Below are 25,584 nucleotides of genomic sequence, written 5' to 3'. Positions count from 1 at the left end.
TTTGAATGACGACTTCGTTTACTACGGGTGGTCTTTTAGGGATTACAGCGGGTTTTCTTTCCCAATCCAAGTAGGTGGGACAACATGTATTCTTTGGCGCTAAAAAAGTAGGAATAGAGGATAAGAGTATGTTGTTGAATCAGTTTTTAAATGAAGTAGGTGGAACATGCGAGTTCAAATAAACAAGCAGCTGGCTGTTACCTTTATTCTGTTGTTGTTTTTAAGTATCGGTTGGGCGCAAAAAACACCATGGGAAAATGTAAATGCTCAATATTGGGCGGCCAAAAGACAGGGTTACAATAAAAAAGCTTTGACACTTGCCAGGGAGGCCTTTTCAATTGCTCGACATAAAGAAGTTAGGCATCTACCTATGAGCTGTTTTAATTTAGGGTATTCTTATTATGTGCAAGGAAACTTTAAGGAGGCAGATAAGTTTTTACGTCAAGCTTTGTTTTTCTTTGAAAAATTATATGGTGAAGATGATTATTCTGCTACAACGACATTAAATCTTCTTGCTCGGAATTATAGAGAACAAGGGTTGTATGATAAAGCCGAGTATTATGCCCTAAAGTCGTTAAGACTTTTTGATAAAAAGCATAGAAGAAATAATACTCGACGAGTTCCGTATTTGGTTGTTTTAGCTACAGTATATCAACATTACAATAAAAATACGCAGGCAGAAAATCTTTATAGAGAGGCTCAGGCAATTTTAAGTAAAAAATCATTAAAAAACATGAAATTAAGAACTGGGCTCTTAACTAATATGGCTGATTTTTATAAAGATATGGGTGACTATAATAAATGTGAACTTTTGTATCGTAAAGCATTAGCTCTGAAAGAGCAATTATACGGAAAAAATCATCCGAGCGTGGCACTGACCCTTAATAATCTGGCTTATTTCTATGTACGTCAAGACTTAAATGAAAAAGCAATACCGTTGTTGTTACGGGCTATAAAAATTCATGAGCAACATACTGATTCTAAAGATTACTCGTTAACCCCGAGTTTAGATAATCTTGGATTAGCTTATGAAGGAATCGGGGAGTATGAAAAGGCGAATCGCACTTATGAGCGAGAGTTAGCAATTCTGAAGGAGTTGCAAATTAAGGGCCCTGATTATGCTACGACCTTAAATAATATGGCCCGTCTGTATCAAGCACAGGGCCGTTATATAGAGGCAGAAAAATTATATCTGGAATCTTTAGCCATTGACCAGAAATTCCTTCCTGCGGGCCATCGTTCTATCGGTCGAGATATGAATAACCTGGCAGGTATTTATGGAGAGCAAGGAAAGACAAGGCAATCAGAAGAACTTTACAAAAAGGTTGCTACGCTTTACCAAAGCAAATTGGGAAATGAGCATCCTAGTACTGCCAATGCATTACTAAGTCTTGGGACTTTTCAGGTGAAACGGCATAATTTCAGAAAAGCAGAATCCTTGTATCAGCAAGCCCTGGCTATTTATGAAAAGAAGCTTCCAGCCGACAGTCCTTTGATAGCGAATGGGCTAAACAATTTAGCGGGCTTGTATGTGGAAGAAAAGAACTACCGTAAAGCTGAAGCCTTGTATCGACGTTCATTGACGATTAGGAAAAAAGCATTAGGAGAAGCGCATCCATTATACGCTGAAAGTTTAAATAACTTAGGCTATGTTTATGGCGAGTTAAAGCAGTATGAGAAAGCAGAGCCGCTTTATTTGCAAGCTATAGCCATTGTTGAAAAAAAGCATGGTGAAGATCATCCGTTTTTAGTGACTTATATGAATAACCTGGGCACGTTATACTCTGAACAGGGTAAAAAAGAGGCTGCAAGGTCTTATTTTGCAAAGGCAATAGCTATTGGCACAAAGAAATTAGGCGCTACGCATCCCACTGTTTTAGCGGCTAAGAATAATTTAAGGATAATGTAGTTATATTTTCTGGGTGTAGTTTGAATGACGACTTCGTTTACTACGGGTGGTCTTTTAGGGATTACAGCGGGTTTTCTTTCTCAATCCAAGTAGGTGGGGCAACATGTATTCTTTGGCGCTAAAAAAGTAGGAATAGAAGATAAGAGTATGTTGTTGAATCAGTTTTTAAATGAAGTAGGTAGAACATGGGAATTCAAATAAACAGGCAAATAGTTGTTGCTTTAATCTTATTTTTATTTTTAAGCCAGAGTTGGGCACATCAAACACCATGGGAAACTGTAAATGTTCGTTATAGGAAAGCTGAAAGACAGGGCTATAGCAAAAAGGCTTTAAGTCTGGCAAAACAAGCTTATACGATTGCCTTAAATAAAGAGGTTCAACATTTACCCATGAGCTGTTTTAAGTTAGGGTATTCCTATTACACTCAAGGAAATTTTAAGCAGGCAGATCAATTTTTACGTAAGGCTTTGTTCTTTTTTGAAAAGTTATATGGTGAGGGCTATTCAGCTGCAGGAGCATTAAATCTCCTTTCCAGGAATTGTGGCAAGCAAGGACAGCATGATAAGGCCGAGTATTATGCCTTAAAATCATTGAGATTTTTTGATAAAAAGCACAGTAAAGACGATGTTAAGCGGGTTCCATTTTTAGTTATTTTGGGTACAGTTTATCAAGATCAAAATAAATATGCTCAGGCCGAATCTCTTTATAAAGAGGCTCAGGAGATTTTAAAGAAAGAGCCAACACAAAATATGGCGTTAAGGGCTGAACTTTTTTCTAATTTTGCGGACCTTTATGAGGATATGGGAGATTACAATAAGTGCGAACCACTTTATTTTCACGCATTAAATCTGAAAGAACAACTATACGGAAAAAATCATCCGACTGTGGCGAGAACCCTTAATAATCTGGCTTATTTCTATATACGTCAAGACTTAAATGAAAAAGCAATACCCCTACTGTTACGTGCTATAAAAATACATGAGCAACATACTGATTCTAAAGATTACTCGTTAACCCCGAGTTTAGATAATCTTGGATTAGCCTATGAAGGAATCGGGGAGTATGAAAAGGCGACTCGCACGTATGAGCGAGAGTTAGCAATTCTGAAGGAGTTGCAAATTAAGGGCCCTGATTATGCTACGACCTTAAATAATATGGCCCGTCTGTATCAAGCACAGGGCCGTTATATAGAGGCAGAAAAATTATATCTGGAATCTTTAGCCATTGACCAGAAATTCCTTCCTGCGGGCCATCGTTCTATCGGTCGAGATATGAATAACCTGGCAGGTATTTATGGAGAGCAAGGAAAGACAAGGCAATCAGAAGAACTTTACAAAAAGGTTGCTACGCTTTACCAAAGCAAATTGGGAAATGAGCATCCTAGTACTGCCAATGCATTACTAAGTCTTGGGACTTTTCAGGTGAAACGGCATAATTTCAGAAAAGCAGAATCCTTGTATCAGCAAGCCCTGGCTATTTATGAAAAGAAGCTTCCAGCCGACAGTCCTTTGATAGCGAATGGGCTAAACAATTTAGCGGGCTTGTATGTGGAAGAAAAGAACTACCGTAAAGCTGAAGCCTTGTATCGACGTTCATTGACGATTAGGAAAAAAGCATTAGGAGAAGCGCATCCATTATACGCTGAAAGTTTAAATAACTTAGGCTATGTTTATGGCGAGTTAAAGCAGTATGAGAAAGCAGAGCCGCTTTATTTGCAAGCTATAGCCATTGTTGAAAAAAAGCATGGTGAAGATCATCCGTTTTTAGTGACTTATATGAATAACCTGGGCACGTTATACTCTGAACAGGGTAAAAAAGAGGCGGCAAGGTCTTATTTTGCAAAGGCAATAGCTATTGGTACAAAGAAATTAGGTGCTACACATCCCACTGTTTTAGCGGCTAAGAATAATTTAAGGATAGTGTAAATAATATGCGAGTTTGTGCCTCACCATCTTGTATTACGACTTCGTCTAATGCGAGCTATGATTTATGTTAATTTTTTGCGGAGTTTAATAGTTGTAATGGCCCACTTGTGGAGTAAGAGACTTACATAAAGCTGCAATAAATTCGCTGTACCCACTCTGCTCGTTTGCTAAAAAAAATAATCCTCCAATCTAAAGGTTGGTGTGAATAATGGGTAGGTTGGATGCTGTAGGGCTTAGCATACATACTTTGTATTGCCTCCTGTGTTGAGCTTCACAGCCCAATCGACATTTATTAAGACAAGTGCAGTGTGTGGCCTGTATTAGACGAAGTCCTAATACAGGCGGATAGAGGTTAACTTAAGAATTAGATGCAGGGGGAGTGAGGTAATCTCTTACTTTAATTTTAGAGTGATTAGGTACTAAACCATCGAAGAAAATATCAGAAAAGATATTTTTTGACATTTTAATGTGTACGGCCTCCATTTCTACCTCATTGCTATACAAACGAAGAGTAAAGCCTTTTAGAAGTAGTTCTAGATGCCCATATACGGATATCCAAACACTTTCATCGCTATTATTGTTTATAAAGATTTCTGTTTTTGCTTCTTCTTGTTGAGCTGATTTAACTTGGTTTGCTCTTGTTATTTCAGTGAAGAGTGTACTGGCGTGTGCATTGAACATTAGTGATGATAGAAGTAGACCAATAAATAGTATCTTATTTTTCATTATTTTTATCCTTGATGGTTGGTTAAAAAAAAGGCATCGGACTATATCATAATTAAACAAAGTATTAAATACTGTTAATTTCTTGCGGGGTTTGGTAGGAAATTCTATTTGTAATGGTCTACTTGGCACGTGTTGGGTTGTAGCAAGGGACTGCACAAATCTTAATGAATTCGCTGCACTCATGGTTCCCGGATTAAACTGCGTTGCATCCGCGCTACATTAGATTTTTAGAGATGAATATTGAGGTAGCATGCTCTTTCAATACAACATTGTCATCATTGCGAACTTTAGTGAAGCAATCCAGAACGGAGCTCTAACAAAGTACTGTTCTAGCGCTTCATTAAGATTCGCAATGATGAGCTTTTTATTAAATCAGACCTAATTCCGAAGTTGAAGGTTGAGGCTCAACTTCAAATTCTGCCTCTTTTTGCACAATGGCATCGACGTGTTTTCTAAATGCATCTAAGCCGTCATCGGTATAAGGTGGTACGAAGCTGCGGAAGGTTAGGCAGCGTAAAAAGTAGAGGTCTGTTAATGGGACAGTGCTTTTTACTTGAAGCCAATAACTATTCCCTGCTAGTGCCTTTGGGTATTGTGCTCTGACATAATCCATCGCTGTTTTATAAGCGTGTAGTTTATTCGCGCTAGTGTCTCCATTATTGTTATTTATCTTAATAACAAAGTAGTTAAATGTTGGGCTTTTGGATGGGTCAACTTTTAGCTTCATGATATCTCCTTATACAATGCTCATTTTAATTTAAAGCGAATTAAATTAATTGGCAAATACAAATAGAGATAAATTTAAGCAGCAAAAGGCAAAAAATTTTTAAGTTGATGATTCTAAAATTATTGCGGCTCCTTTTTCAGCAATCATGGTGGTTGGTGAATTGGTATTGCCGCTAACCAACGTTGGCATAATGGAGGCATCAATCACTCTTAAGTTGTCTATTCCATAGACTTTTAATTGTTTGGGATCAACCACCGCCATTGAGTCGATCCCCATTTTACAGGTGCCTACGGGATGATAAATGGTTTCGGATTTTTGCTTAATGTACTCACGAATTTGTTCTTCTGTTTTTGCTGTTTCTCCAGGTTCAAACTCTTTTGCAAAATAAGGGCTAAAAGCTTGCTGCGCTAAAATTTCTCGGGCTTTTTGAAAGCCAATAACCATGGCATCTAAATCTTCTTTTTCAGATAAGTAATTGGGGTCAATTAAAGGCATATCCATAGGATTGGCACTGCGTAATTTAATGGTGCCGCGGCTTTTAGGATGCAAATAACAGGTCATTAATAAATAACCATAATGGCAAAACAAATCCTTTAGCTGACGGGCGCTATTGGTGTACATGGAGGTTGCAAAATGCCATTGTAAATCCGGAGCTATTGAGGTGGGGGTGGTTCTGGTAAAACCTACGGCTTGCGTGTAATTGCTAGTTAATTCGCCTCGGTGTTTAAATAGATAAAGTACTAATGATTTAAGGTGCCGCCACAGAGAACTGGGAAGAAAACTAAATGAGGTACGTGTTTTATCCAGGCAGGTGATATGAATATCTAAATGATCTTGTAGGTTTTCTCCTACACCGGGTAAATCATGAACTAACGCGATGCCATGTTTTTCTATCTCTGCTTTAGGCCCTATTCCTGACAATAATAAAAGATGAGGGGAGCCAATACTGCCAGCTGATAGAATTACTTCTTTGCTTGCCCGGATATCTTGAGTGGTTCCTCGCCTGATAATACGTACTCCTTTAGCACATTTATTGTCACAAAGAATTTTAACCGCCTGAGCATGCGTTATAATGGTTAAATTGCTTCTTTTTTTAATAGGATCTAAATAACCGCGAGCATTGCTCCAACGCTGCCCGTTTTTTTGGGCTACATCAAAATATCCAACGCCTTCTCGCAGCTCTGTATTATAGTTTTCTAAAATTGGATAACCCGCTTGTTCTCCTGCTTGCACAAAAACACGCATCAAGGGGTTTAAATATCTGGGTTTATCGACATGAATTTTTTCTTCACGCTCAAACTTTTCAAAATAGGGAAGTACTTCTTGATAGCTCCATCCTTCATTACCTAATTGCGCCCATTGATCATAATCATTGGCATGTCCTCGCACATAACACATGGCATTAATAGAGGAGCTGCCTCCAAGTGTTCGTCCTCTAGGCCAGTACATGCTTCTATTGTTGCAATGGGCTTGGGGTGTGGTCCATAAATGCCAATTTAATTTTTTACTGCGTATGGCCATGATAATTCCCATAGGCATACGAATAAATGGACTAGTATCGGCTGGGCCTGCCTCGAGTAGGCATACTTGGGTATTGGAGTTTTCAGAAAGCCTATTTGCTAAAACGCAGCCTGCGGAGCCTCCGCCTACGATGATGTAATCAAATATTTTAGGAGTTTGAGTCATGATTTGCTCTTTGCATTTATTTATCTTTATATTATGGGCTAAAAAATCAGGCATCCATGATACGTAGAAAATCTGATTGCCCGCAACCGACTTTTCTAATCAGCTTTAGCAAACAAAAATACTTCTAAAAGATGCTCATGTTATGGACGCTAATTTAATGCCAGTTTGGATAAGCAAAACATGGATTCGATAACCTCGGAGCGAAAAACAGGGGGCCCATGCGAAGAGAACAAGAGAATTAATTAAGTTTTCGATGGCCATCCAATAGATCTAGACTTGATTCATGTCGGAAAAGAATATTTAAAACAAGATCCCCACGTGGGTGATCACATGTTCAATTAGTTGGGAATAGTGGAGGCTTTTGAGATGAGTTGCGAAAAGAAGAGGAGCTCTTTTTTGCTACTTGTAACTCCATTCGATCAAAAAATAAAAGAGTTTCATTACTAGTCGTTTCACAGACTGGGGTTTTTATTGCGCGATGAGATGTTATTTTGATCAATTCCTGGGTGGGGATATTGGCGTTTAATTACCTCCCTGGCAGTAGCAAGCTATGGACGCGTTGGAGCCACTATTGAGCGAGCTCAATAGTGATAGGTACTGCTGCAAGTAAGCAGTTTTTTATGAAACAACATAACCTGAACCGGAGTTCAATATATTAATCGCTCGGGCTGCGAGCATTACGATAATTGCTAAGGAAATTACTGCTTGTAACATACACATGCCCTTTGCCCAGCGAGTTAATACTGGAGTATCGGTTGGGGAGAAGGCTGTGGTGGTATTAAAGGCTAAGAATAAATAATCCACAAAATGAGGTTTCCAGTTTTTTATATATTCAGGCACACCTGCCGTTTCAGTTAAGGCGAGTTGTGTTTGTGGAAATAAAAAGGCAGTTGAGCCGGCACTTTCTTCGAGTTCTCTTTGTACTGGTCCTCCTGCGTCTAAACTCCAGTACCATAATGCAAAAACCAGGATATTGGTTGTCCATAAAATTATGGATGAGACGAGTAAATGGTTTGGGCCAATTTCCCCTTGGAAGGTGGCGAGGAGTAAACGACATACGGAAATAATAGTATACAGTGTGATGAGAATATTAATGGACAACGCAAGAATGCGATTAATTTTAGAGTTGCCGCGCCATTGGCTAATTATTAGTGGGATCAGCATTACGGTTACTAGGCCAATAAGCAAGCCTCGTGGTCCCCAATAAAATACTTTGGGAAGGGCTTCGTAAAGTAAGCAAACCACAATAAGCGCAAGCCAGGTGGGCCAACGCGTATTGAGGTGACTGAAATGATGAGATTTTGTTTTTTTGTGATGAGATCCGTTCATCATTGCTCCAGTGGAGAGTTATCCTTTTTTCACAAACTCTGATTTTAATTTCATGGCGCCGATGCCATCAATTTTACAATCAATGTCATGATCACCATCAACCAGTCTAATATTTTTTACTTTGGTGCCTACTTTTACTACTAAAGATGAGCCTTTAACTTTCAAGTCTTTAATTACTGTGACGGTATCCCCATCGTTTAATACTTGGCCATTGGCATCTTTGATGATTCGTTCTTCATTCTGGCTTTCATCCGCATCATGCTCATGCTTACTCCATTCATAGGTGCATTCGGGACAAATCAATAAGGAACCATCTTCATAAGTATATTCTGAGTTACATTTGGGGCAGGGGGGGAGTGTATGCATGTTGTTCCTTAGCCAGGAGTAAAAAAAACCAAGTATAACATAAACATCATAATTAAGTTCAGCTAGATAAAGGGCAGGCTTTTGATGTAGAAGCCAGCATGGGTAGTAGCGCGCCCACACCCGTTAATACATTTCATCCCAAAGAAGTAGTTGTTTGCCGCCATCCTTTTAGTTATTGGCGGTTCTGTTGATGTAGCAAGCGGTTCTGCTTTTGATTATCCTAATGAAATTAAAATACCAATGAACCCGTCTGCCCAAAAGAGAAAAAATAAGTAATCAGAAGTTAATGAAATTTTTAAGGAGTTGTAGCAATCGTCTTGATTTCATTTCAAGGCAATTGCTACATTATTAAAGAACGAATTGGTTGGGCATAGAAGATAAGGACGAGTCTGAATGAATGTTGAAATAATTCCAATAACAGCAGAGCGCATCGACGAATTTTGGTCAGCTGTTGATAGTGTTGCACGTGAACGTAAGTATCTCGCATTCTTGGAAGGCCCACCAATAAATACTACGCGCGATTTTGTTTTTCACAATATTGAGGATAATTGGCCTCATTTTATTGCGGTATGTGATGGACGTGTCATTGGATGGTGTGATATTAGTTCACTGGATCGACCTGTTTTTGCTCATGTAGGCTCTTTAGGCATTGGTGTATTAGCTGCTTATCGAGGACAGGGAATTGGCAAGAAATTAATGCATGCCGCCATTCAACAGGCGGAACAAAAAGGATTAACTCGTATTGAGCTTACAGTGCGTGAACAAAATAAGTCCGCTATTGCCATGTATGAAAAATTTGGATTTGAGAAGGAAGGCATTCATAAAAATGCAGTGTGCATCGAAGGAAAATATGAAAATCATATTTTTATGGCACTTTTATTAGGTGATGCAAAAAATTAAGGAGCTGTATATTTAGGACGATATTCCAGGTAGTCCTTATTTATGGGGCGAAGTCTGATTTATTGATCCGGTATTACGCTGCGCTAATACGGTTATACTCCAGGATTAAAATTGATTTTTAATCAGTCAATTAATTTTTTCATGGCCTAATTTGCTCAAATATAACTCAATATATGATGCTATAGCTGCTTTACGCTTATGATAGGCGTTTAAAATTCGCCATCTCGTATCGGGAGTACTTATGAAAATTTCTGATGAACAACGTAATGCAGCAGCATTATATTGGACTCAAATTTTGATTGGCCACTTGAGCCCCAAAGCCTTAGTGACTAGTAAAAAAATAGTTGCTCCTTTTATGGCTACTATAGAATATGTGAAGAAAGAAAATACGCTTATGAGTTTGAACCAACAAAATCCTACATGGGCTAGGAGATTTATGAGCAGCCTTGATGCATTACTCATTAATGCGGACACGGATCTTGTTTTAAAACTAGAATATTGCCCGCAAGATTTGCTAAAACAAGCGGCTGAAATGGCAGAAATCCCTGAAAAATTATTTCCTTCTGGAAAATTGACTATGACTTTTGACACTAAAGATAACCTACTCGTCGAAGATGAGGTGATCAATGCACAGGATTTTCTAAACCAAAATATAGAGGAAGTGCGAGTTTCTCTTTCAAACCGTGCTCGGTTGTAGGCCATCACTAACTCAGAAAACATTATTTCCATTAAATCAAAAAGAAAATATTTTTGACATACCACCTTCCTGCACTACACTATACATATAGAATGTAGTCTTGAGCATTGAGTACACCTTAGCCATATGTGTCAGGTAAGGGCCATAAATAAAGAGTAAGCTTGTGGCTGGTTGATTAGGAAAAAAGACGGTCTATAAATTAAATCTTCTTTAGTTGTAACTTCAGGAAAACATACTATTTTTTGTCCAGAGAAATTTGATAGACGCGTATCGGGATGTTAATTTGAGCGATCAGTGCTCAGTTAATCATAACAGAATGACTATCAATAAATGAGTCGAAATGGTTGCCATATCAGGTTATGCATTACAAAAGAAAATGCGTAATAATCATAATATCGATACTTACTATGCAATTAGAAGTAAAGATAGATTCCGTGTGTTGTTAAAAACGCCAAATAATCATCATGTTACCGCTGAAAATCTGGCCGTTTTACAGCATGAATTTAATTTGTTACAACAAATTGATGCACCTACAATCATCAAAGCGTATGATTTTTTACAAGATGTTCCTGTACCTATTTTAATTTTAGAGAACGTAGAAGGCTTGCTTCTACATTCTTACCTTGAAGATAACCGCTTAGAAATCGGTGCTTTTTGTAAATTGGCTTTACAGTTAGTGGATATAATAGGTGAGTTGCATCAATTAAAAATTATCCATAAAGAAATAAATCCATCGAATATCATCATAGATCCAGATAAATTAACACTCAAATTAATTGATTTAAGTGTCTGTACTCAAATATCAGAAGAAACTTTTGATTACATGACATTTAGTAATCTTGAAGAAGATTTGGCGTATATTTCCCCGGAGCAAACAGGACGCATTAATCGTCCTATTGATTATCGTACTGATTTTTATTCGTTAGGAATAACGCTTTATCAGATGTTAACGAATCAGCTCCCATTTCAAAGTAACGATCCTTTGGAGTTAGTCCATTGTCATATTGCAAAAAAAGCGCCGCCAGCCCTTGAAAAAAGGTCTGATGTTCCGGAAATGCTCAATGCGATTATTGATAAGCTCCTGAATAAAATGCCTGAGTCACGGTATTCAAGCATCATTGGTTTAAAATCAGATCTTCAAGAATGCCAAGAGCAATGGGAGCGTAAACGCTGCATTAAACGTTTTTCTCTAGGTTTAAATGATACGCGTGATTATTTAAGCATTTCCCGTAATTTATATGGCCGTAATGCTCAGGTGCAGCAATTATTACAAGCGTTTAATCGTGTAAGTGAAGGTAACAAGGAAATAGTATTAATTTCTGGATATTCAGGGATTGGGAAAACCTCTTTAGTTAATGAAGTGCACAAAGCGATGGTGCAGCATCGTGTTTATTATATCCAAGGGAAATTTGATCAGATACAACGAAATATTCCTTATAGCGGTATTGTCTCTGCATTTCAAAAATTGGTGAAGCAAGTTCTTGCAGAAAGTGAGGATAATTTAAACGATCTTAAAGCCAAGCTATTGGATTCTTTAGGCAAAGTAGGGCAAGTAATTATCGATGTGATCCCTGAAATAGAATTAATTATAGGGGCACAACCATCTGTTCCTAAATTAAATCTTAAGGATACGCAAATACGATTTAACCTGGCATTCCAAAATTTAATTCGTGTCTTTGCACAACAAAATCATCCCTTGGTTATCTTTCTTGATGATTTGCAATGGGCAGATAATTCATCACTTAATTTTATCGAAACTATATTACAAGATCAGGAAACCAATTATTTATTGCTGCTAGGCACCTATCGGAATAATGAAATTAACGAAGGACATCCTTTACAAAAAACATTGAATAACATCAGTAGTAATAATGTGAAGTTAACGCAAATTACGCTGGAGCCTTTAGAGTTAATAAATATTCAGCAATTATTACACGATACCTTATTAAGCCCTATGGATAAGATTCAAGAACTAGGGCAATGTGTTTTTGAGAAAACCCAGGGCAATCCTTTTTTTATTAATGAATTCATTAAGATCCTTTATCAAAACAAGTTATTACGCTTTTCCTATGAATTGGGCTGCTGGGAATGGGATTTATCTAAAATTTTGCAACAGAGTGCTACTGATAATGTGGTAGAGTTGCTGATGACGAAGATCCACTGGCTGCCACAAGCAACGCAAGAAATTTTAATGTTGGCCGCTTGTTTAGGCCATAAATTTGATTTTGATACTTTGGTTACAATTAGTGAACAGTCGATGAGTCAAACCGCAGATGGTTTGTATCAGGCAATTAAAGCTAATTTAATTTATCCAATAGAAGAAGCCTATCTAACAGAGAATTTGGTGAGTTTAGAGGGGGTTGTGAACCGCGAGCAAGTAAGTACTCTGAATTATCGCTTTGTCCATGATCGTGTTCAGCAAGCAAGCTCTGAATTGGTGGAACAAGATAAACTGCCCTATCTTCATCTGAAAATTGGCAGGTTATTACTCAAAGAAAAAGTACTGACAGAACAAGATGAACGTTTGTTTGAAGTGATGAAACACTTTAATCAAGGTATTACTTTAATTAAAGACCCGATTGAACGTGTGCAATTGGCCAAGTACAATTTGTGGGCCGGTCATAAAGCTAAATTGGCATCAGCCTATTATGCTGCCAATGAATATTTTTCCGCGGGTATTTCTTTATTACCCGATAATTATTGGCAAAATGAAGAAGAGCTAGCGTTCCAACTTTATAAAGAGTTGGCAGCGTGTAAATATTTGATTGGTGATTTTGTAAATGCCAATGATTATTTTAATCAATTGCTCGAGCAGGAAAGAAATCCGCTTAAGATTTTAGAAATCAATCGCCTTACAATTGAAATGTTGGCCACCATTGGTAAACATAGGGAAGCACTCAATTTAGGATTAAATGCTTTAAAAAGCTTCGGTATCCAAATTCCTAAAAATCCCAAGAAATATCATTTATTAATAGCCATTTATAAAATTAAACGTCAATTGAAAAGGACACAGCCTGAATTTATTGATTTACCTTTAATGAACGATTTAAAACAAAAGGCAATCATTAATTTAATCACGCAATTACTAAATAGTGCGTTCATTATCGAGCAAAAAATGTTTATTTTGCTCACCTGCATTAATGTACGATTGAGTTTAAAGTATGGTTATACCGAAAGCACCTCTATGTGTATTCCTGCCTACGCGTTTGTGCTAATGCATTCTTTGCATTTACACGAAGAGGCCCTGTCTTTTGTCAGACTTTATAATAAGTTGAAACAAAAATATGGGGCGTCAAATTTTGAGGGTAGGAATCAATTTATTTTAGGTGGATTTATTGAGCCCTATCAATTACCCCTAAGCGAATGTAATAAAACCATAATGAATGCTTTTAGGTTGGGCTGTGAAGCGGGTGATTTGGGCTACAGCAATTACAGTAGTATCTCATTGGTATTTCATTCCTTTACCTTAGGACAAACACTGGACGAAGTAAAAAGATATGTTGAGGCTACTTTGTCATTTATGTCACGGACTAATATTTCTGATTTTGTTAATGTGACTCGATTTTGGAATTATTCCATTCAATGCTTAAAAAATCTGGAAGCTATAGAGCCGGAGCAACTGGCTGCTTTTGAGGGGCGCATGATTCAGGGAGAGAACAAAACGGAACTGGGCTTTTTTTACTGCTCTATAACGCGATTGCATTTTATATTAGGGAACATCGAGCAAGCCATGCAAATGGGGCAACGCCATGAGAGCTATTCCGATTATGACAAAGGATTAATAACTCATTTTGATGGTAAATTTTATTATGCACTGGCGTTATGCCAATATCTTCATCAATTACCCCAAAAACAGCATCAACCATTTTTAAAAAAAATAAAGCAATTGAAACAATTGGTTGATCGGTATGCTGTTTGGTGTCCTGATAATTTTAAAGCGCATGCCTTACTAATTGAGGCAGAATTAGCTCGTCTCGATAATCAGGATGCACTTCCTTTTTATGATGAGGCGATTAATAGGGCATTGGCTAACAAGTCGATTCTAATTGCTGCAATTGCAAGTGAGCTTGCAGGGTGTTATTGCATTGCCCAAAAAGTTGCCCGTGTGGCACAACTTTATTTGCAAAATGCGTATCAATTGTTTAAGAAGTGGGGAGCTATTGTTAAAGCTCAATGGCTGGAGGAGAGTTATCCAACCTATATTACTAATGAAGCAGCGTTAGCTAAACCTATGCTTTCTCAAGGTGGCACTCAGCCTTTGGACATGTTAGCTATTTTAAAATTTACTCAGGCGCTTTCCAGTGAGATTCGATTAGATGCGCTATTGCAAAAATTCATTACTGTTGTCTTGGAAAATTCTGGGGCACAAAACAGTATTATTTTAACTCGCCTCAATGGCCAATGGATTATCGAGGCAGAAGGTAACTCTGAGGAACAAAATATTTACTTGAATAATCTCAAAGCAACCGATGCCGGATTACAATATCCTCTTTCGGTTTTGAATTATGTGCAGTTGACAAAAAAAGCAATTATTATCAATGACACAAATCAATCGGATCTTACGTTTAATGATATTTACGTACAACAAGAAAAGCCCAAATCTATTCTTGCAATGCCGATTTTTTATCAAGGGCAACTGTGTCATATTTTGTATTTAGAACATAAAGACAGTAATGATACCTTTACCGAAAGTCATATAGATAGTTTGCAGTTACTCTGTTCCCAGGCTATGACCTCACTGGAAAATGCGAAGCTTTATTATCAGGTATCACACGATCCACTCACAGGGCTTGCTAACCGCAATATGTTGTATGAGCTATTTCAACAAACCTCGAGAAAGTCTGACATTTCTGGAAAGAAAATCGCCATATTATTTCTAGATTTAGATTATTTTAAAAGGGTTAATGATAATTTAGGCCATGATTATGGCGATAAGTTGTTGATTCATACAGCAAAGATATTAAATTCTGTTTTAAAGAAAGGTGATATTGCTGCTCGGATAGGGGGCGATGAATTCGTAGTAATGCTCACCCATTTTACTTCCAAAGAATACCTAAGTTCGATAGTTGAATGGATATTTCATGAGCTGTCTAAACCTTTTCATGTTGGCGATCATATTTTACAAACGACAACTAGTTTAGGAATAAGTATTTTTCCTAACGATGCACATGACATACAAACCTTGCTTAAACTTGCAGATACAGCCTTATATCAGGCGAAAGAAAAAGGTCGAAACCAGTTTTATTACTATTCCTCCCAATTACTGGAGGATTATCAACGGACACACGGCTTAGATAAAGAATTACAACGCGCTTATGAGAATCAGGAATTCTTTTTGATGTATCAACCTTTTTATGCAGTGGACACTGGAGCAATAATTGGCCTTGAAGCATTAATAAGATGGAAGCATCCTGAAAAAGGAGTTTTAGAGGCCAAAGATTTTATTACGACTTTGGAAAAGAGTCCATTAATTGGACCTGTAAGCGAATGGGTTCTTAAAACGGCTTGCCAACAAGCTAAAATTTGGCAGGAAAAAAAGATTTTTTCAGGCTTTATTGCGATTAACTTATCTGCAGCGCAATTTCTTAATCATTCGGTTAGTTCTGTGGTTGCTGATGTTTTGGCAGAAACGCAGTTAGATCCTACCTTTTTAGAGCTTGAGATTACTGAAACCATTGTGCTTAATCACAATGAAAACTTATCTACAGAAATTAAAAAGCTACAGCAATTAGGCGTAAATTTAGTTCTTGATGATTTCGGTACCGGTTACTCAGCTTTATCTTATTTAAAACTTTTGCCGGTTAACAAAATAAAAATTGATAAAGTATTTGTTAATAATTGTGCTGAAGACTCCTTAGATCAAACAATCATCCACGCGATTACTACTATGGCTCATAAATTAAATATGAAGGTGATTGCAGAAGGAGTTGAAAATGAACAACAGCTCAATACGCTTCATACCCAAGGAATAGACGGTTTTCAAGGTTACGTTTATTCACGACCTCTTACTAGTGAATGTTGTGAAACTTATCTGGACTCTAAGAATAAGGGCGGATAGGCTTCAATTTAAAAGTGTATTCATGCTATTTAATTTTCCATCAAAATCATTAAAATTCCACGTTAAATTAACACGAGATTAATAGGTAATACGGCATGAAAAAGGAAGAAATCAATTGGCACGAAATCATTTTACCTAAAGAGCATTCGCAATCGGTTCTGTCTTTAGAGCAGGAGTATTTGATTTATAAGGAAGGAAAAGTAATTGGTAAATTAACTTCGCCTCAGCCGTGGAATGTACCTGCTAATTGGCGTGAACATCTAATGTCTAATGATGATGAATTGGATAGTGTGGAAGATGAGGAAGATAAGGAACTTCTTTCTTTTTTAATGAATAAACAGTTGAAATAATCCTAATAGGGCGCATTTTTCTTATCAAACAATACCGGATCTTTAAAGAAAAAGGTGGATGATAAAATAATGAGTAAAGCAATTAACATCCAACTCATTAAATAAAAACAATCATCTAAAGCAAGTGCGGTTGCCTGGCGATTAAGATATGAACTGAGCTGGGCAAAGGCATATTTTCCGGGGAGTGGTACCTGATGCGCTTTATTCAAAAAGTCATTGGTTACGGTGGAAAATTCCGTTAAGCGACTGCCTAAACGCTCATAATAAAATATTTGACGACGGTGCCATAGGGTTACAAAAAGCGCAATGCCGATACCGCTACCGCAAAGCCGGATGATATGAAATAAGTTGAGGCATTCATGCTGTTTTTCCTTGGGGTAAACCTGTACTGATAGGCGAAATAATGGTGCGAGAAATAGGCTAAGGCCAAAGCCAGTTAAAATTCGCGAAATGGCAATGCGGTCAAAATCAATTTGTACATTAAATTGAGTAGTATATAAACTGGATGCAATTAAAAAAACCAGGGCGATAATTAGCGGAAAACGCGGATCATAGGCTTTATAATGAATAAAAATGGGCAGCCACACTCCCAAAAGCGTGACACCAATTGAGAGAAGCACCCAGAATGGGCTGTAATTAACGTAGAGGTGTAACCATAAGGAAAGCAAAATAATCATGCCAAAATAGATAGCAAAGAGCAAACTCACATGCAGCATCGCTAAACAAAAGTAAGCATTTTTAAGTAACCTCAAATCAATGAGTGGATAACGATGATTGAGACAACGAAGAACAAAAAATAAGGTACTCACACTGCCTATAATAGCTAGAGTGCAAACAAGGGGGGAACGAAACCAATCCAATTCTTGTCCCGCAGCGATTACAGTGCCAAAGCAGGTTACTACGATGGCATAGAAAAAATAACCGGGATAATCAAATCGAGCTCTTTTCACCGCGGGGTAGTGGTTTCGATAACGATAACCTACAAAAATAATTAAAAAGAAACAATAGATGATATGGGATAAAAATAGTAGCCTCCATTGATGATAAAAGGCAATCCATCCGCCCCAACTGGCCGCAAGAACAGGACCTAAAGAAAAACAAAGTAGCAGTAGCGACGTGATAAAACCTTTATCACGATCGGGGGCTAGATCGGGAATAAGTGTGTAAGTAATCAAGAGGTATAATGGGCCTGAAGCAATACCTTCGAGAAAGCGAAATAAAATAAAAGAAACATAATTCGTTGCAAATGCGCATTGCCAGGAAAAAAAGATCATCAGCGCTAAGCATAGGATATAGAGCTGAATAGGGTTCAAGCGCGTACTGTTTGGTTTACCAAAAGGTACGCCCAGCATATTACCAATGCAAAAGAAACTGATCGCATAAGAACTGATGTAGGTACTGCCACCAAGATTATCAACAATAAAAAGTCCTGCCATCAGTGGCAAGGTCAGGTTAAAAACTACGGCAGCAAGCGAAAATACAAGTGCATAAAGGATCATTGGGCACTCGTTTTATGGGCTAATTCATTATAAGCAAAGACTCTTTGCGCATATTTTTGCAGATTTGGATCGATATTGGTGGCAATAATCTGGGTAAGTAATTCATCAACGCCAGCCTCTTCCTGTTGAAAAATATCCGTTGAATAGCGCGGTGATTCGGTAGTCGCCGTATTATTGAATCCGCCATTTTGGTTTGAGATATCTGTAGTGACTTCTAAGGATAGTCCCACACGTAAGGGATGTTTTTTCAGATCATCGGGATCAAGAGACACTCGAACCGGGAGTCGTTGCACGATTTTAATCCAGTTTCCTGAGAGATTTTCTGGCGGTAACAAGGCAAAAGCATTTCCGGCAGCCCCAGGTAGACCCGCGACTTTTCCATGAAAGACTACGGAATTGCCATAGAGGTCAGAAACAATCCTTACCGGCTGTCCAAGGCGAATATTGCTCAACTGAGTTTCTTTATAGTTAGCATTAATCCATATTTGATCCAGAGGGATAACTGACATGAGCCCATCACTGGGGGAGCGCCACATGCCAACCTGTACGCTACGTTGGGCGATAATACCATCCACGGGGGCGTAAATTTTACAACGATAAAGTTGTACCCAAGCATCACGTACTTCCTGAACTGCAGCTTGCACTAAAGGATGTTCAGTAATGGAGGTGCCTTGGATAAAAGCAAGCGTTTTTTGGTAATTGTTTTTAGTGCTTTCCAATGAGGCGGCACTGGCACGTAAATCATCGGCAGCGTTTTGATAATCCTCTAAGGAAACACCTTTCATTTGGATTACATCACGGCGATGTGTAAAGTTTTGTTTCGCCTTCATGTGTTCTGCTTTTCTCATTTTAATGTCAGAGGCAAAAACAAAAACATTATGAAATGCCTGACAGACATCCCGTACGGTTTGCGCTAATTTTTGTTTTGCTTTTTCCAGAGCAATAATGGAGTCTGTCTCATTTAGGGTAACCAGGAGCTGTCCTTTTTTCACATAATAAGTGTCATCAGTATAAATACCGGTTACAAAACCAGGCCGTAAGGGTTTAATTGTTACTAAGTTCCCCTGCACATAGGCATCCGATGTATATACTTCAAAACGCCAGATAAAAAGCCAATATAAAAAGAAGCATAAAAAAATGACGCAAAGTGCAATAATGAGAGCAGTATGCTGTTGTTTAGCTTTTTTCTTCATGTCGCTGTACCAGTGGCACCTGGGGTTGATAATAACCACCACCCAAGGCTTTTGTTAATTTAATTGAGGCGAGATATTGGTTATACAACAGGGTGATATCCACCAGTTGTTTTTGAATTACTTCCTCATGCAAATAATACACATCAAACTGGCTGTCTAAACCCTTTTGTTGACGTAAGCGTATCAGACGGTAACGCTGCTGCGCCTGATGAATTATTTCCGCTTGTTCTGTTCTATGCTGATGAACCGTTTGGGCAAAAGCTAATGTGTCGAGAACTTCCTGAGTACTGCGTAAAAGCAAATTATTATAAGCATAAATTGCTGCATCAAATTCTGCTTGAGTGGCTTTAATATTGGCGCGAATTGCCCCAGCAGTAAAAATGGGTAAATGAATTGCAGAGGTGAGGCCCCCAGTCCTATTGGCGATTTCAAAAAATTGGGTCCAGCTCACACTTTGTAATCCAATAAAACCTTTTAGATTTACATTGGGGTAGTAAGCCGACATCGCGGCTCCTGCTTTATAAGCCCAGGCTTTTGCGCGCCAAATTTGTGCCATTAAATCAGGTCTACGGGCAAGCAGATCAAAGGAAATACTGCGCGGAATTTCCAACTTTTCAGGAAGTTTGGGGAGTGTCCGTTTCATCGATATAGGATGAGCAGGGCTTCGTCCTGCTAGTATATTAAGCAAATGGGTATTGTTACTCAATTCTTCATTAATACTTGCCAGCCATTTCTTCGCTTCTAATAAATTTTCTGCAGCAGAAAGTGCAGGTAACTCTGAGGACAGCCCCTTGCGTACCATGAGTTTTTGCAAAGTCAGAAGATTTTGCCGTATCTGGACTAATTGTTCATATAAATGTTTTCTTAGTAAATTGGTTTTATAGGCGAAATAGGCTTGGCTCAGGGCTGTGGTAATAATGAGATTTACTTCTTCGGCCTCAGCTGCTTGCGCCTTAGCCTTGCCCAGTGCCTCGTTTAGCAGATTACGGTTTTGCCCCCAAAAGTCAAACTCATATATAAATGAGAGTGACAAATCCAATAAAGAGGTATTGAGAGGAAGTTTGGGATTAAAGGCTCGATATAATCCATGTTTGCTTAAATGCTGTTGTGTGTCTGCGGCATCAAAAAATACCAGTGGAAATAAAGTAGAGCGTGTCACATTGGCTTCTTGTTGTGCTACGGTAATTCGGGTTTGCACTTCCTGAATTGATGGATTGCTTGCCAGGGCTTCAGCAATTAATGTGTTTAATTCAGATGAACCATAATTTAGCCACCATTGTCGTTGTGGCCAATTTCCCATTGCAAAAGTAGCTTTATCCTTTAGGCGCCGTTTAATTTCAGGCTCGATCTTCGGTGGGGTTTTGAGGTGTTCATGTTGACGTTTTTGCGGTAATGATACAGTGCAGCCCAGGAGCACTACTCCTAGACTTAGGCAAAGAAACATCCTTATGATAAACCCCATGCACGTATCCTTCGTACAAATTTCTGAGGCATGCGGCCCAGAAGTCTTCTTAATATGCGAAGTACAGTGTAAACGGATATCTCGTACGGAACAAGCGAGGCTATTTATTATGCTGAATCCATTTCATTTAGAGGTGCATCGCTGCGTGATGTTATTTTTTTTGTCTATTTTTCGGTACAATGCACAATATAAATATATTTAGATCTTAAGTAGGAATGTCACTGTGCAAGAAAAAAAGTTTATTCAATTAATTGAGGAACGTAGTACTTCGGCTGAAGCAGAAAATACCCCGGGTCAAATAAAACAGCTGTACTTTCAGCATGTTGAAGCGATCATAAACAAATTAGGTCTTGTTAAGGAAGAAGAAAAAGGGGACTTATTAAAGCAGCTCAAAGAGGCTGATCAGGTATATCTTAATGCGCAAAAACTGGAAATCATGGGGCATGTATTATTTAGCCGACATGGAAAAAGTGCTATCTGGGCACAAAAACGTTTGGGGATGAGCCCCAACGCACCTATTGCGGCATCAGCAGAAGCTAGCATGAGCCAAACGAATCAAGTTACTGGCAATTTATTATTTTACCCTGAGCACAATCAGCCATTCATCGCCATCTCGCCCATGAATAGGGCGATGCAAACAGCTGGATTATTAATTCCTGAAAACATTGATGACGCGGAAATATCTATTGAGCCTGCGTTAACAGAAAATAGTAGTCATCCTTCTGGTTGTGATGTTCGTTCAACAGCTGATATGAAGAAAATATATGAGGCTACTTCTTTTTGGCTCACTCCTCTCAAAGTAATTTTGTGGTTCTTTTCTATGTTATTTAGTAGCCAAAAAGACTTTGACATTCTGTATGAAAAAAGAATGCAGGCTCTAGGCAATATAAAGAAGCATGGTTCTGTTGAATCTCAGGTAATCGATAATCGTCTTGATGTAAAACAAGATCTGGATTATGCCGGAGATAAAGTTGCCGAGATTAAGCGGCTTATTGAAAAGGCAGATGGTCGCGATTGTTGGTTCTTTGGGCATGGAAAAAACTTCCAGGCTTTTTTTACTGATCTTTTTGGCATTAAGTCAATTTTTGCCTATGCGGAAACCCGCAGTGTTTATAAAGCAAGAAATGAGCAAAATGAAGTATCATTGTTTACACCTCCTTATGTTTTGCAAGTTAATCAGGAGACAGGCTCAATTGAAGGAAAATTCACCGCTTCATTAGGTATATCTGATACATTAACGGCCCCAGATTCGGCTAGAGCTATTAGTTTACTTGGAAGACCAACCGTTCAGGATACGCCGCAGTCGGGTCTTCGTAGTACGGATCAGGCACGACCTTCTGTAGTTACTGAGTTAGTGGAGGAGTATCAAGACGAAGCGAGGGCAGACTACAATGTTGGTGCCGGCAACTTAAGCTAGACAAGTTAATTTGATATCCCTGCGGCAGCACCATTAGAATAGACCAGAAGAATTCGCGACGCTTAGGATCTCCTGGTGAAGCATCCAGACTACATTTAAAAGTAGCCTGGATGCAGCGAAGCGAATTCCTCTTTTTTTAATCCTTGAATCTTACATTTATTACGCATATAGTAGAATCCACGCCACTTATGGGAGGGATTATGCCAAGAATATCACCAGAGGGCTCTACGAGTGATGATGAGGATTTTGATGATTTCAATGATGACGTTGATATTTATGAGGAGGCTGATGTTGAGGATCTTGATCCTTATATTGATGAAGGCAATAAGGCTGAAAAGAAGCGACATGCACTAATAAATATTTTAATTCAGGGAGATGAGGAGGCGCTAAATCGTTGGTTAAGTGACTCGAACAGAGCGTGGCAAGACGAAAATATTATTAGTGATGTTTTATTCCATGCCTTACAACTTAGTTCATTTGAGTTTATTTCATTATTATTTGCAAAAGCGTTCCGTGAGTTAGGTATGGCTCAGATGGATGACTCTCCTCTCTTTATTAAAGAGTTAGATTTGCTGATGTTCCATTATAATGCCCGTAACTTTAAAACTACCTTTAATGAGTTTATACAAAAAGCTCTTTTACCATTACCTAATATAGGTCAGCTTGTTATTCAACAAAAAGAGGAAAATGCGATTGACTTATCCAGCGAGCAGAGTATTGCCTCAGTGTTTGATACCTTGTTTTCCTGGGTAGATACTGTTTCATTGCAGGGCAAGCGATTTTCTATGCTAAAAGATAGTGCATTAGATGAGGATGCATCAAGACGTCCCTATTGGAGTAGTTATTTTTTTGGGGCAACTTCTAGGAAAGAGGAAATCGATGGCTATTTTCGTAATCATGATGTGGTTGCCGCTCTCGCACTTACTTTTTGTAAAGGTGGATTAACCTCCACGGCCAGTGAGCATTTATTTTTAAAAATTATCCACGAAATAAAAGAGGATATTAAAAATGATCTTACTTTAGCAAAAGAACCGGGATATGCCTTAATTGCTTTATTTAATGAAGAGGAACATAAGAAGTTGTATTGTAGACATTTCCACGATGCAGCGATTGTATCTCGAACTAAAGTAGAACAGGAGCTGGAGCTATTGCCTCAAAGTAGCCCGTATTAGCGCAGAGTAATACGGGATCGAAGGCTGATTTGTGCCTCGATCCCGTAGGAGCTACGTTAATAAATTATTCTTGAGATAACATGAGCTGTTCAATCATTCTTCTCGCAACAGACGTTAAAACTGGGTTGGTATTTTTATAATAGGGAATAATGATCAATGCAATTGATAGCGCCCATCCTTGTCCTCTTCTCCAAGTATTCTCATCAATGTTCATCAGATGTTTACGGAAAATCGCTCTTGAATGCTCATTGAGTAAACTCCAGGCAACTATTAAATCACAAGCTGGATCTCCAAGACCAACATCGGCAAAATCAATCACTGCACTTAGTCTATGGTTTTGAATTAAGATATTTCCAGGCAAGAGATCACCATGCATCCAAACGAGAGGTTTATTCCAGGTTGGGGTATTGGCTAATTGTTCCCACAAAGAAGCTAATGGTTTCGTATCTATATCATCTGCTAAAGCCTCTAGCGCTTGGGTTGTTTCCTTATACAATTCTTTTAAGGGCATACCGCGACGTGATAAGGGGCCGGTTTTAGGGAGTTCTGTGTGATGTAATTCATTTAAGAATGAAGCTAGATCAACAGCGAGGTGTTCGTATTCATTTTCTTTTTCAAACGCTGGATTATATCCCTCATTCCACTTGGTGATGCTCCACGACCAAGGGTAGGTTTCATTAGGCTCACCTTTGAATACTGGTTCAGATATAGGAATTTTTAAATGCCGGGCCAGTTGTGGAAGCCAAAGCCATTCTTTATTAATCCCATCAACGACACTACCTGGCGACCACTCAATTCGCGGAATGCGAACTACATATTGGTCACCTAAACGAAATAGGGCATTATCCGTACCACTTGAATGAATCGGCTGAAGTTCGAGTTCAGCCCATTGAGGACATTGCTTTTTTAGAAGGGACCTAACAAGCTCTAAAGTAATTTCTTGCTCGTTGTCATGCATTTTTGCCATATATCTACGTACCATCATCAGTTTTATTATTCATTTTAATCTTTAGCCTACACTCTGTGAAATATCGGCTAAAGTTATTTTTCAATTGCAACAAACTCTTTTAGTAATCAATACCGTAAAAAGTACGGTATTGATCACGAATTTGTTGATGTAAAATTAGGATAACTATAATCCCAATTGAGATAGATATGCCAATATTCAATCCGTTTAGCTTATTAATGGAAACCAAGAAATACCCTCATGCGCATTCACATAGAACTACATTTGGAGGAAAGTTAAAAGATTCTTTCCAGATTTTTTATGGTGGACGTACACACAATAGAGAAGATCAACTCGGGATCTTTGATTTTCTAACACTCGGATTACACTATGCTGTAAATAAGCTTATTTTTGCGATAGGAAAAAATATTAATCCAATCGCGTGTGTAGTGCTCTATGGGATTTGGAATCTTCCTCGTATTTTGTTTGCTGGATTAGGTACTCTAATTTTTAGCCCGGTTACTTATTTAGCTCACACGGTGCTTAGTAAGGAAGGAAATCTGCTGCGAGAAGGAGTACTGTCATATAAATTAGATAATCCAGACTATTTAATTCATATGCATGATAGCGTGCTGCCTGATACGCGTGACAAGAATACCTTTATTTTCCTCTGTCGAAAAAATCAACTTTATTGGGTAGATAACAATGGGGCTACCCAACGGACTGACATCCATGATCTTAATGGATTTAGAGCAGCGCTCGATATCGATCGCGTTAGTGTGAGAGTCATTATATTTGCTACTGCAAAATTTCATAACAAAGAACAGCTAAATCAATTTCTAACGAACCCACCAGTCTTGCAACCTGGAACGTTTAAAGAGTTTTTAGAGGCCAGGGAACTGGATTTAGAAGATATTCAAGTATCGAGTATTCAATTCAACGAGCAAAACGATCAGGAATTCGATTTAAGCTTAGGGCGAAAAATTAGAGATTCGATTACTGAAAAAGAAAAAATGGTTCTGTGGCAAAGGATACCAGTAAAGCTAAGCAATGCTGAAGATGTTAACTTTTTTAGTCAATTAAGAAAATTAAATGTAGGACGAATTCAATCAGCAATCGAAGAGGATGATGCATTGCAAGCCAAATTTAATTAACTGAGTTAGGGGCTCTAGACTCATTTCCTAGCTCAGGCGGATAAGTCGCCTGAGCTAGGCCTGCTGAG

Annotated in this window: 18 protein-coding genes; 9 read left to right on the top strand and 9 right to left on the bottom strand. The window is 38.3% G+C overall.

The features are described from left to right. The first annotated feature begins 166 nt into the window (after positions 1-166). Positions 167-1,909 carry a tetratricopeptide repeat protein gene (locus J2N86_RS09840; RefSeq protein ID WP_252579219.1) on the top strand — a complete coding sequence of 581 codons (1,743 nt, stop codon included), beginning with the start codon at positions 167-169 and terminating at the stop codon, positions 1,907-1,909. 185 nt (positions 1,910-2,094) lie between these two features. Then, positions 2,095-3,834 (top strand): tetratricopeptide repeat protein, encoded by a 1,740-nt coding sequence (locus J2N86_RS09835; protein ID WP_252579218.1) that lies wholly within the window; start codon positions 2,095-2,097, stop codon positions 3,832-3,834. A gap of 357 nt (positions 3,835-4,191) precedes the next feature. Here the strand turns inward: J2N86_RS09835 and J2N86_RS09830 are convergent, their stop codons facing one another. The 5 genes from J2N86_RS09830 to J2N86_RS09810 form a co-directional block, all read right to left on the bottom strand. Beyond that, a complete protein-coding gene (locus tag J2N86_RS09830; protein ID WP_252579217.1) occupies positions 4,192-4,560 on the bottom strand; it encodes a hypothetical protein in 369 nt (122 codons plus the stop codon). A 367-nt stretch (positions 4,561-4,927) separates the two neighbouring features. Then, positions 4,928-5,287, bottom strand: coding sequence for a hypothetical protein (locus tag J2N86_RS09825; protein WP_252579216.1), 360 nt, complete (start codon positions 5,285-5,287; stop codon positions 4,928-4,930). Positions 5,288-5,386: 99 nt separating this feature from the next. Then, complete coding sequence (locus J2N86_RS09820) at positions 5,387-6,973, bottom strand: GMC family oxidoreductase (RefSeq protein WP_252579215.1); 1,587 nt, start codon at positions 6,971-6,973, stop codon at positions 5,387-5,389. A 618-nt stretch (positions 6,974-7,591) separates the two neighbouring features. Beyond that, entirely contained in the window at positions 7,592-8,305 is a 714-nt protein-coding gene (locus J2N86_RS09815; protein WP_252579214.1) for a hypothetical protein, read from the bottom strand. A 15-nt stretch (positions 8,306-8,320) separates the two neighbouring features. Further along, positions 8,321-8,668 (bottom strand): zinc ribbon domain-containing protein YjdM, encoded by a 348-nt coding sequence (locus tag J2N86_RS09810; protein ID WP_252579213.1) that lies wholly within the window; start codon positions 8,666-8,668, stop codon positions 8,321-8,323. 393 nt (positions 8,669-9,061) lie between these two features. On the opposite strand from J2N86_RS09810, the gene J2N86_RS09805 reads away from it, so the two are divergent. From J2N86_RS09805 to J2N86_RS09790, 4 genes are all read left to right on the top strand, one after another. Continuing rightward, positions 9,062-9,568 carry a GNAT family N-acetyltransferase gene (locus J2N86_RS09805; RefSeq protein ID WP_252579212.1) on the top strand — a complete coding sequence of 169 codons (507 nt, stop codon included), beginning with the start codon at positions 9,062-9,064 and terminating at the stop codon, positions 9,566-9,568. A 241-nt stretch (positions 9,569-9,809) separates the two neighbouring features. Next, positions 9,810-10,265, top strand: coding sequence for a hypothetical protein (locus J2N86_RS09800; RefSeq protein WP_252579211.1), 456 nt, complete (start codon positions 9,810-9,812; stop codon positions 10,263-10,265). A 340-nt stretch (positions 10,266-10,605) separates the two neighbouring features. Beyond that, positions 10,606-16,323: an EAL domain-containing protein gene (locus J2N86_RS09795; RefSeq protein WP_252579210.1), complete on the top strand. Its 5,718-nt coding sequence runs from the start codon at positions 10,606-10,608 to the stop codon at positions 16,321-16,323. Between the two features lie 95 nt (positions 16,324-16,418). Then, positions 16,419-16,673, top strand: coding sequence for a hypothetical protein (locus J2N86_RS09790; RefSeq protein WP_252579209.1), 255 nt, complete (start codon positions 16,419-16,421; stop codon positions 16,671-16,673). A gap of 2 nt (positions 16,674-16,675) precedes the next feature. Here the strand turns inward: J2N86_RS09790 and J2N86_RS09785 are convergent, their stop codons facing one another. Genes J2N86_RS09785 through J2N86_RS09775 form a run of 3 tightly spaced genes read right to left on the bottom strand, consistent with a single transcriptional unit; the run spans position 16,676 to position 20,827 of the window. Continuing rightward, positions 16,676-18,172 (bottom strand): MFS transporter, encoded by a 1,497-nt coding sequence (locus J2N86_RS09785; protein ID WP_252579208.1) that lies wholly within the window; start codon positions 18,170-18,172, stop codon positions 16,676-16,678. After that, positions 18,169-19,365 (bottom strand): HlyD family secretion protein, encoded by a 1,197-nt coding sequence (locus tag J2N86_RS09780; RefSeq protein WP_252579207.1) that lies wholly within the window; start codon positions 19,363-19,365, stop codon positions 18,169-18,171. The genes J2N86_RS09785 and J2N86_RS09780 overlap by 4 nt, the downstream gene beginning before the upstream one ends. Beyond that, on the bottom strand, positions 19,349-20,827 hold the full coding sequence (locus J2N86_RS09775; protein WP_252579206.1) for an efflux transporter outer membrane subunit: 1,479 nt from the start codon (positions 20,825-20,827) through the stop codon (positions 19,349-19,351). Before J2N86_RS09775 ends, J2N86_RS09780 begins: the two co-directional genes overlap by 17 nt. A gap of 223 nt (positions 20,828-21,050) precedes the next feature. On the opposite strand from J2N86_RS09775, the gene J2N86_RS09770 reads away from it, so the two are divergent. Next, complete coding sequence (locus J2N86_RS09770; RefSeq protein ID WP_252579205.1) at positions 21,051-22,244, top strand: histidine phosphatase family protein; 1,194 nt, start codon at positions 21,051-21,053, stop codon at positions 22,242-22,244. 200 nt (positions 22,245-22,444) lie between these two features. Beyond that, positions 22,445-23,416 carry a hypothetical protein gene (locus tag J2N86_RS09765; protein WP_252579204.1) on the top strand — a complete coding sequence of 324 codons (972 nt, stop codon included), beginning with the start codon at positions 22,445-22,447 and terminating at the stop codon, positions 23,414-23,416. Positions 23,417-23,480: 64 nt separating this feature from the next. On the opposite strand, the gene J2N86_RS09760 is transcribed toward J2N86_RS09765, so the two are convergent. Then, positions 23,481-24,383, bottom strand: a complete 903-nt coding sequence (locus J2N86_RS09760) for an aminoglycoside phosphotransferase family protein (protein WP_252579203.1) — start codon at positions 24,381-24,383, stop codon at positions 23,481-23,483. 188 nt (positions 24,384-24,571) lie between these two features. Between J2N86_RS09760 and J2N86_RS09755 the strand changes: the two genes are divergently transcribed. Beyond that, the gene (locus J2N86_RS09755; RefSeq protein WP_252579202.1) at positions 24,572-25,516 is read left to right on the top strand and encodes a hypothetical protein; all 945 of its coding nucleotides are present in this window, start codon (positions 24,572-24,574) and stop codon (positions 25,514-25,516) included. Positions 25,517-25,584 lie beyond the last annotated feature (68 nt).

It is taken from the genome of Legionella lytica (genome assembly GCF_023921225.1).
GTDB lineage: Bacteria > Pseudomonadota > Gammaproteobacteria > Legionellales > Legionellaceae > Legionella > Legionella lytica.
The sequence above is the reverse complement of the archived record's forward strand: the minus strand, read 5'-3'. Positions and strand labels throughout refer to the sequence as shown.

Bases quoted from the DNA above. Each gene is read 5' to 3' on its own strand.
- J2N86_RS09810 (WP_252579213.1), bottom strand. From the start codon at position 8,668: ATGCATACACTCCCCCCCTGCCCCAAATGTAACTCAGAATATACTTAT.
- J2N86_RS09800 (WP_252579211.1), top strand. From the start codon at position 9,810: ATGAAAATTTCTGATGAACAACGTAATGCAGCAGCATTATATTGGACT.
- J2N86_RS09790 (WP_252579209.1), top strand. From the start codon at position 16,419: ATGAAAAAGGAAGAAATCAATTGGCACGAAATCATTTTACCTAAAGAG.
- J2N86_RS09820 (WP_252579215.1), bottom strand. From the start codon at position 6,973: ATGACTCAAACTCCTAAAATATTTGATTACATCATCGTAGGCGGAGGC.
- J2N86_RS09795 (WP_252579210.1), top strand. From the start codon at position 10,606: ATGGTTGCCATATCAGGTTATGCATTACAAAAGAAAATGCGTAATAAT.
- J2N86_RS09805 (WP_252579212.1), top strand. From the start codon at position 9,062: ATGAATGTTGAAATAATTCCAATAACAGCAGAGCGCATCGACGAATTT.
- J2N86_RS09785 (WP_252579208.1), bottom strand. From the start codon at position 18,172: ATGATCCTTTATGCACTTGTATTTTCGCTTGCTGCCGTAGTTTTTAAC.
- J2N86_RS09765 (WP_252579204.1), top strand. From the start codon at position 22,445: ATGCCAAGAATATCACCAGAGGGCTCTACGAGTGATGATGAGGATTTT.
- J2N86_RS09830 (WP_252579217.1), bottom strand. From the start codon at position 4,560: ATGAAAAATAAGATACTATTTATTGGTCTACTTCTATCATCACTAATG.
- J2N86_RS09825 (WP_252579216.1), bottom strand. From the start codon at position 5,287: ATGAAGCTAAAAGTTGACCCATCCAAAAGCCCAACATTTAACTACTTT.
- J2N86_RS09780 (WP_252579207.1), bottom strand. From the start codon at position 19,365: ATGAAGAAAAAAGCTAAACAACAGCATACTGCTCTCATTATTGCACTT.
- J2N86_RS09835 (WP_252579218.1), top strand. From the start codon at position 2,095: ATGGGAATTCAAATAAACAGGCAAATAGTTGTTGCTTTAATCTTATTT.
- J2N86_RS09840 (WP_252579219.1), top strand. From the start codon at position 167: ATGCGAGTTCAAATAAACAAGCAGCTGGCTGTTACCTTTATTCTGTTG.
- J2N86_RS09775 (WP_252579206.1), bottom strand. From the start codon at position 20,827: ATGGGGTTTATCATAAGGATGTTTCTTTGCCTAAGTCTAGGAGTAGTG.
- J2N86_RS09760 (WP_252579203.1), bottom strand. From the start codon at position 24,383: ATGGCAAAAATGCATGACAACGAGCAAGAAATTACTTTAGAGCTTGTT.
- J2N86_RS09815 (WP_252579214.1), bottom strand. From the start codon at position 8,305: ATGATGAACGGATCTCATCACAAAAAAACAAAATCTCATCATTTCAGT.
- J2N86_RS09755 (WP_252579202.1), top strand. From the start codon at position 24,572: ATGCCAATATTCAATCCGTTTAGCTTATTAATGGAAACCAAGAAATAC.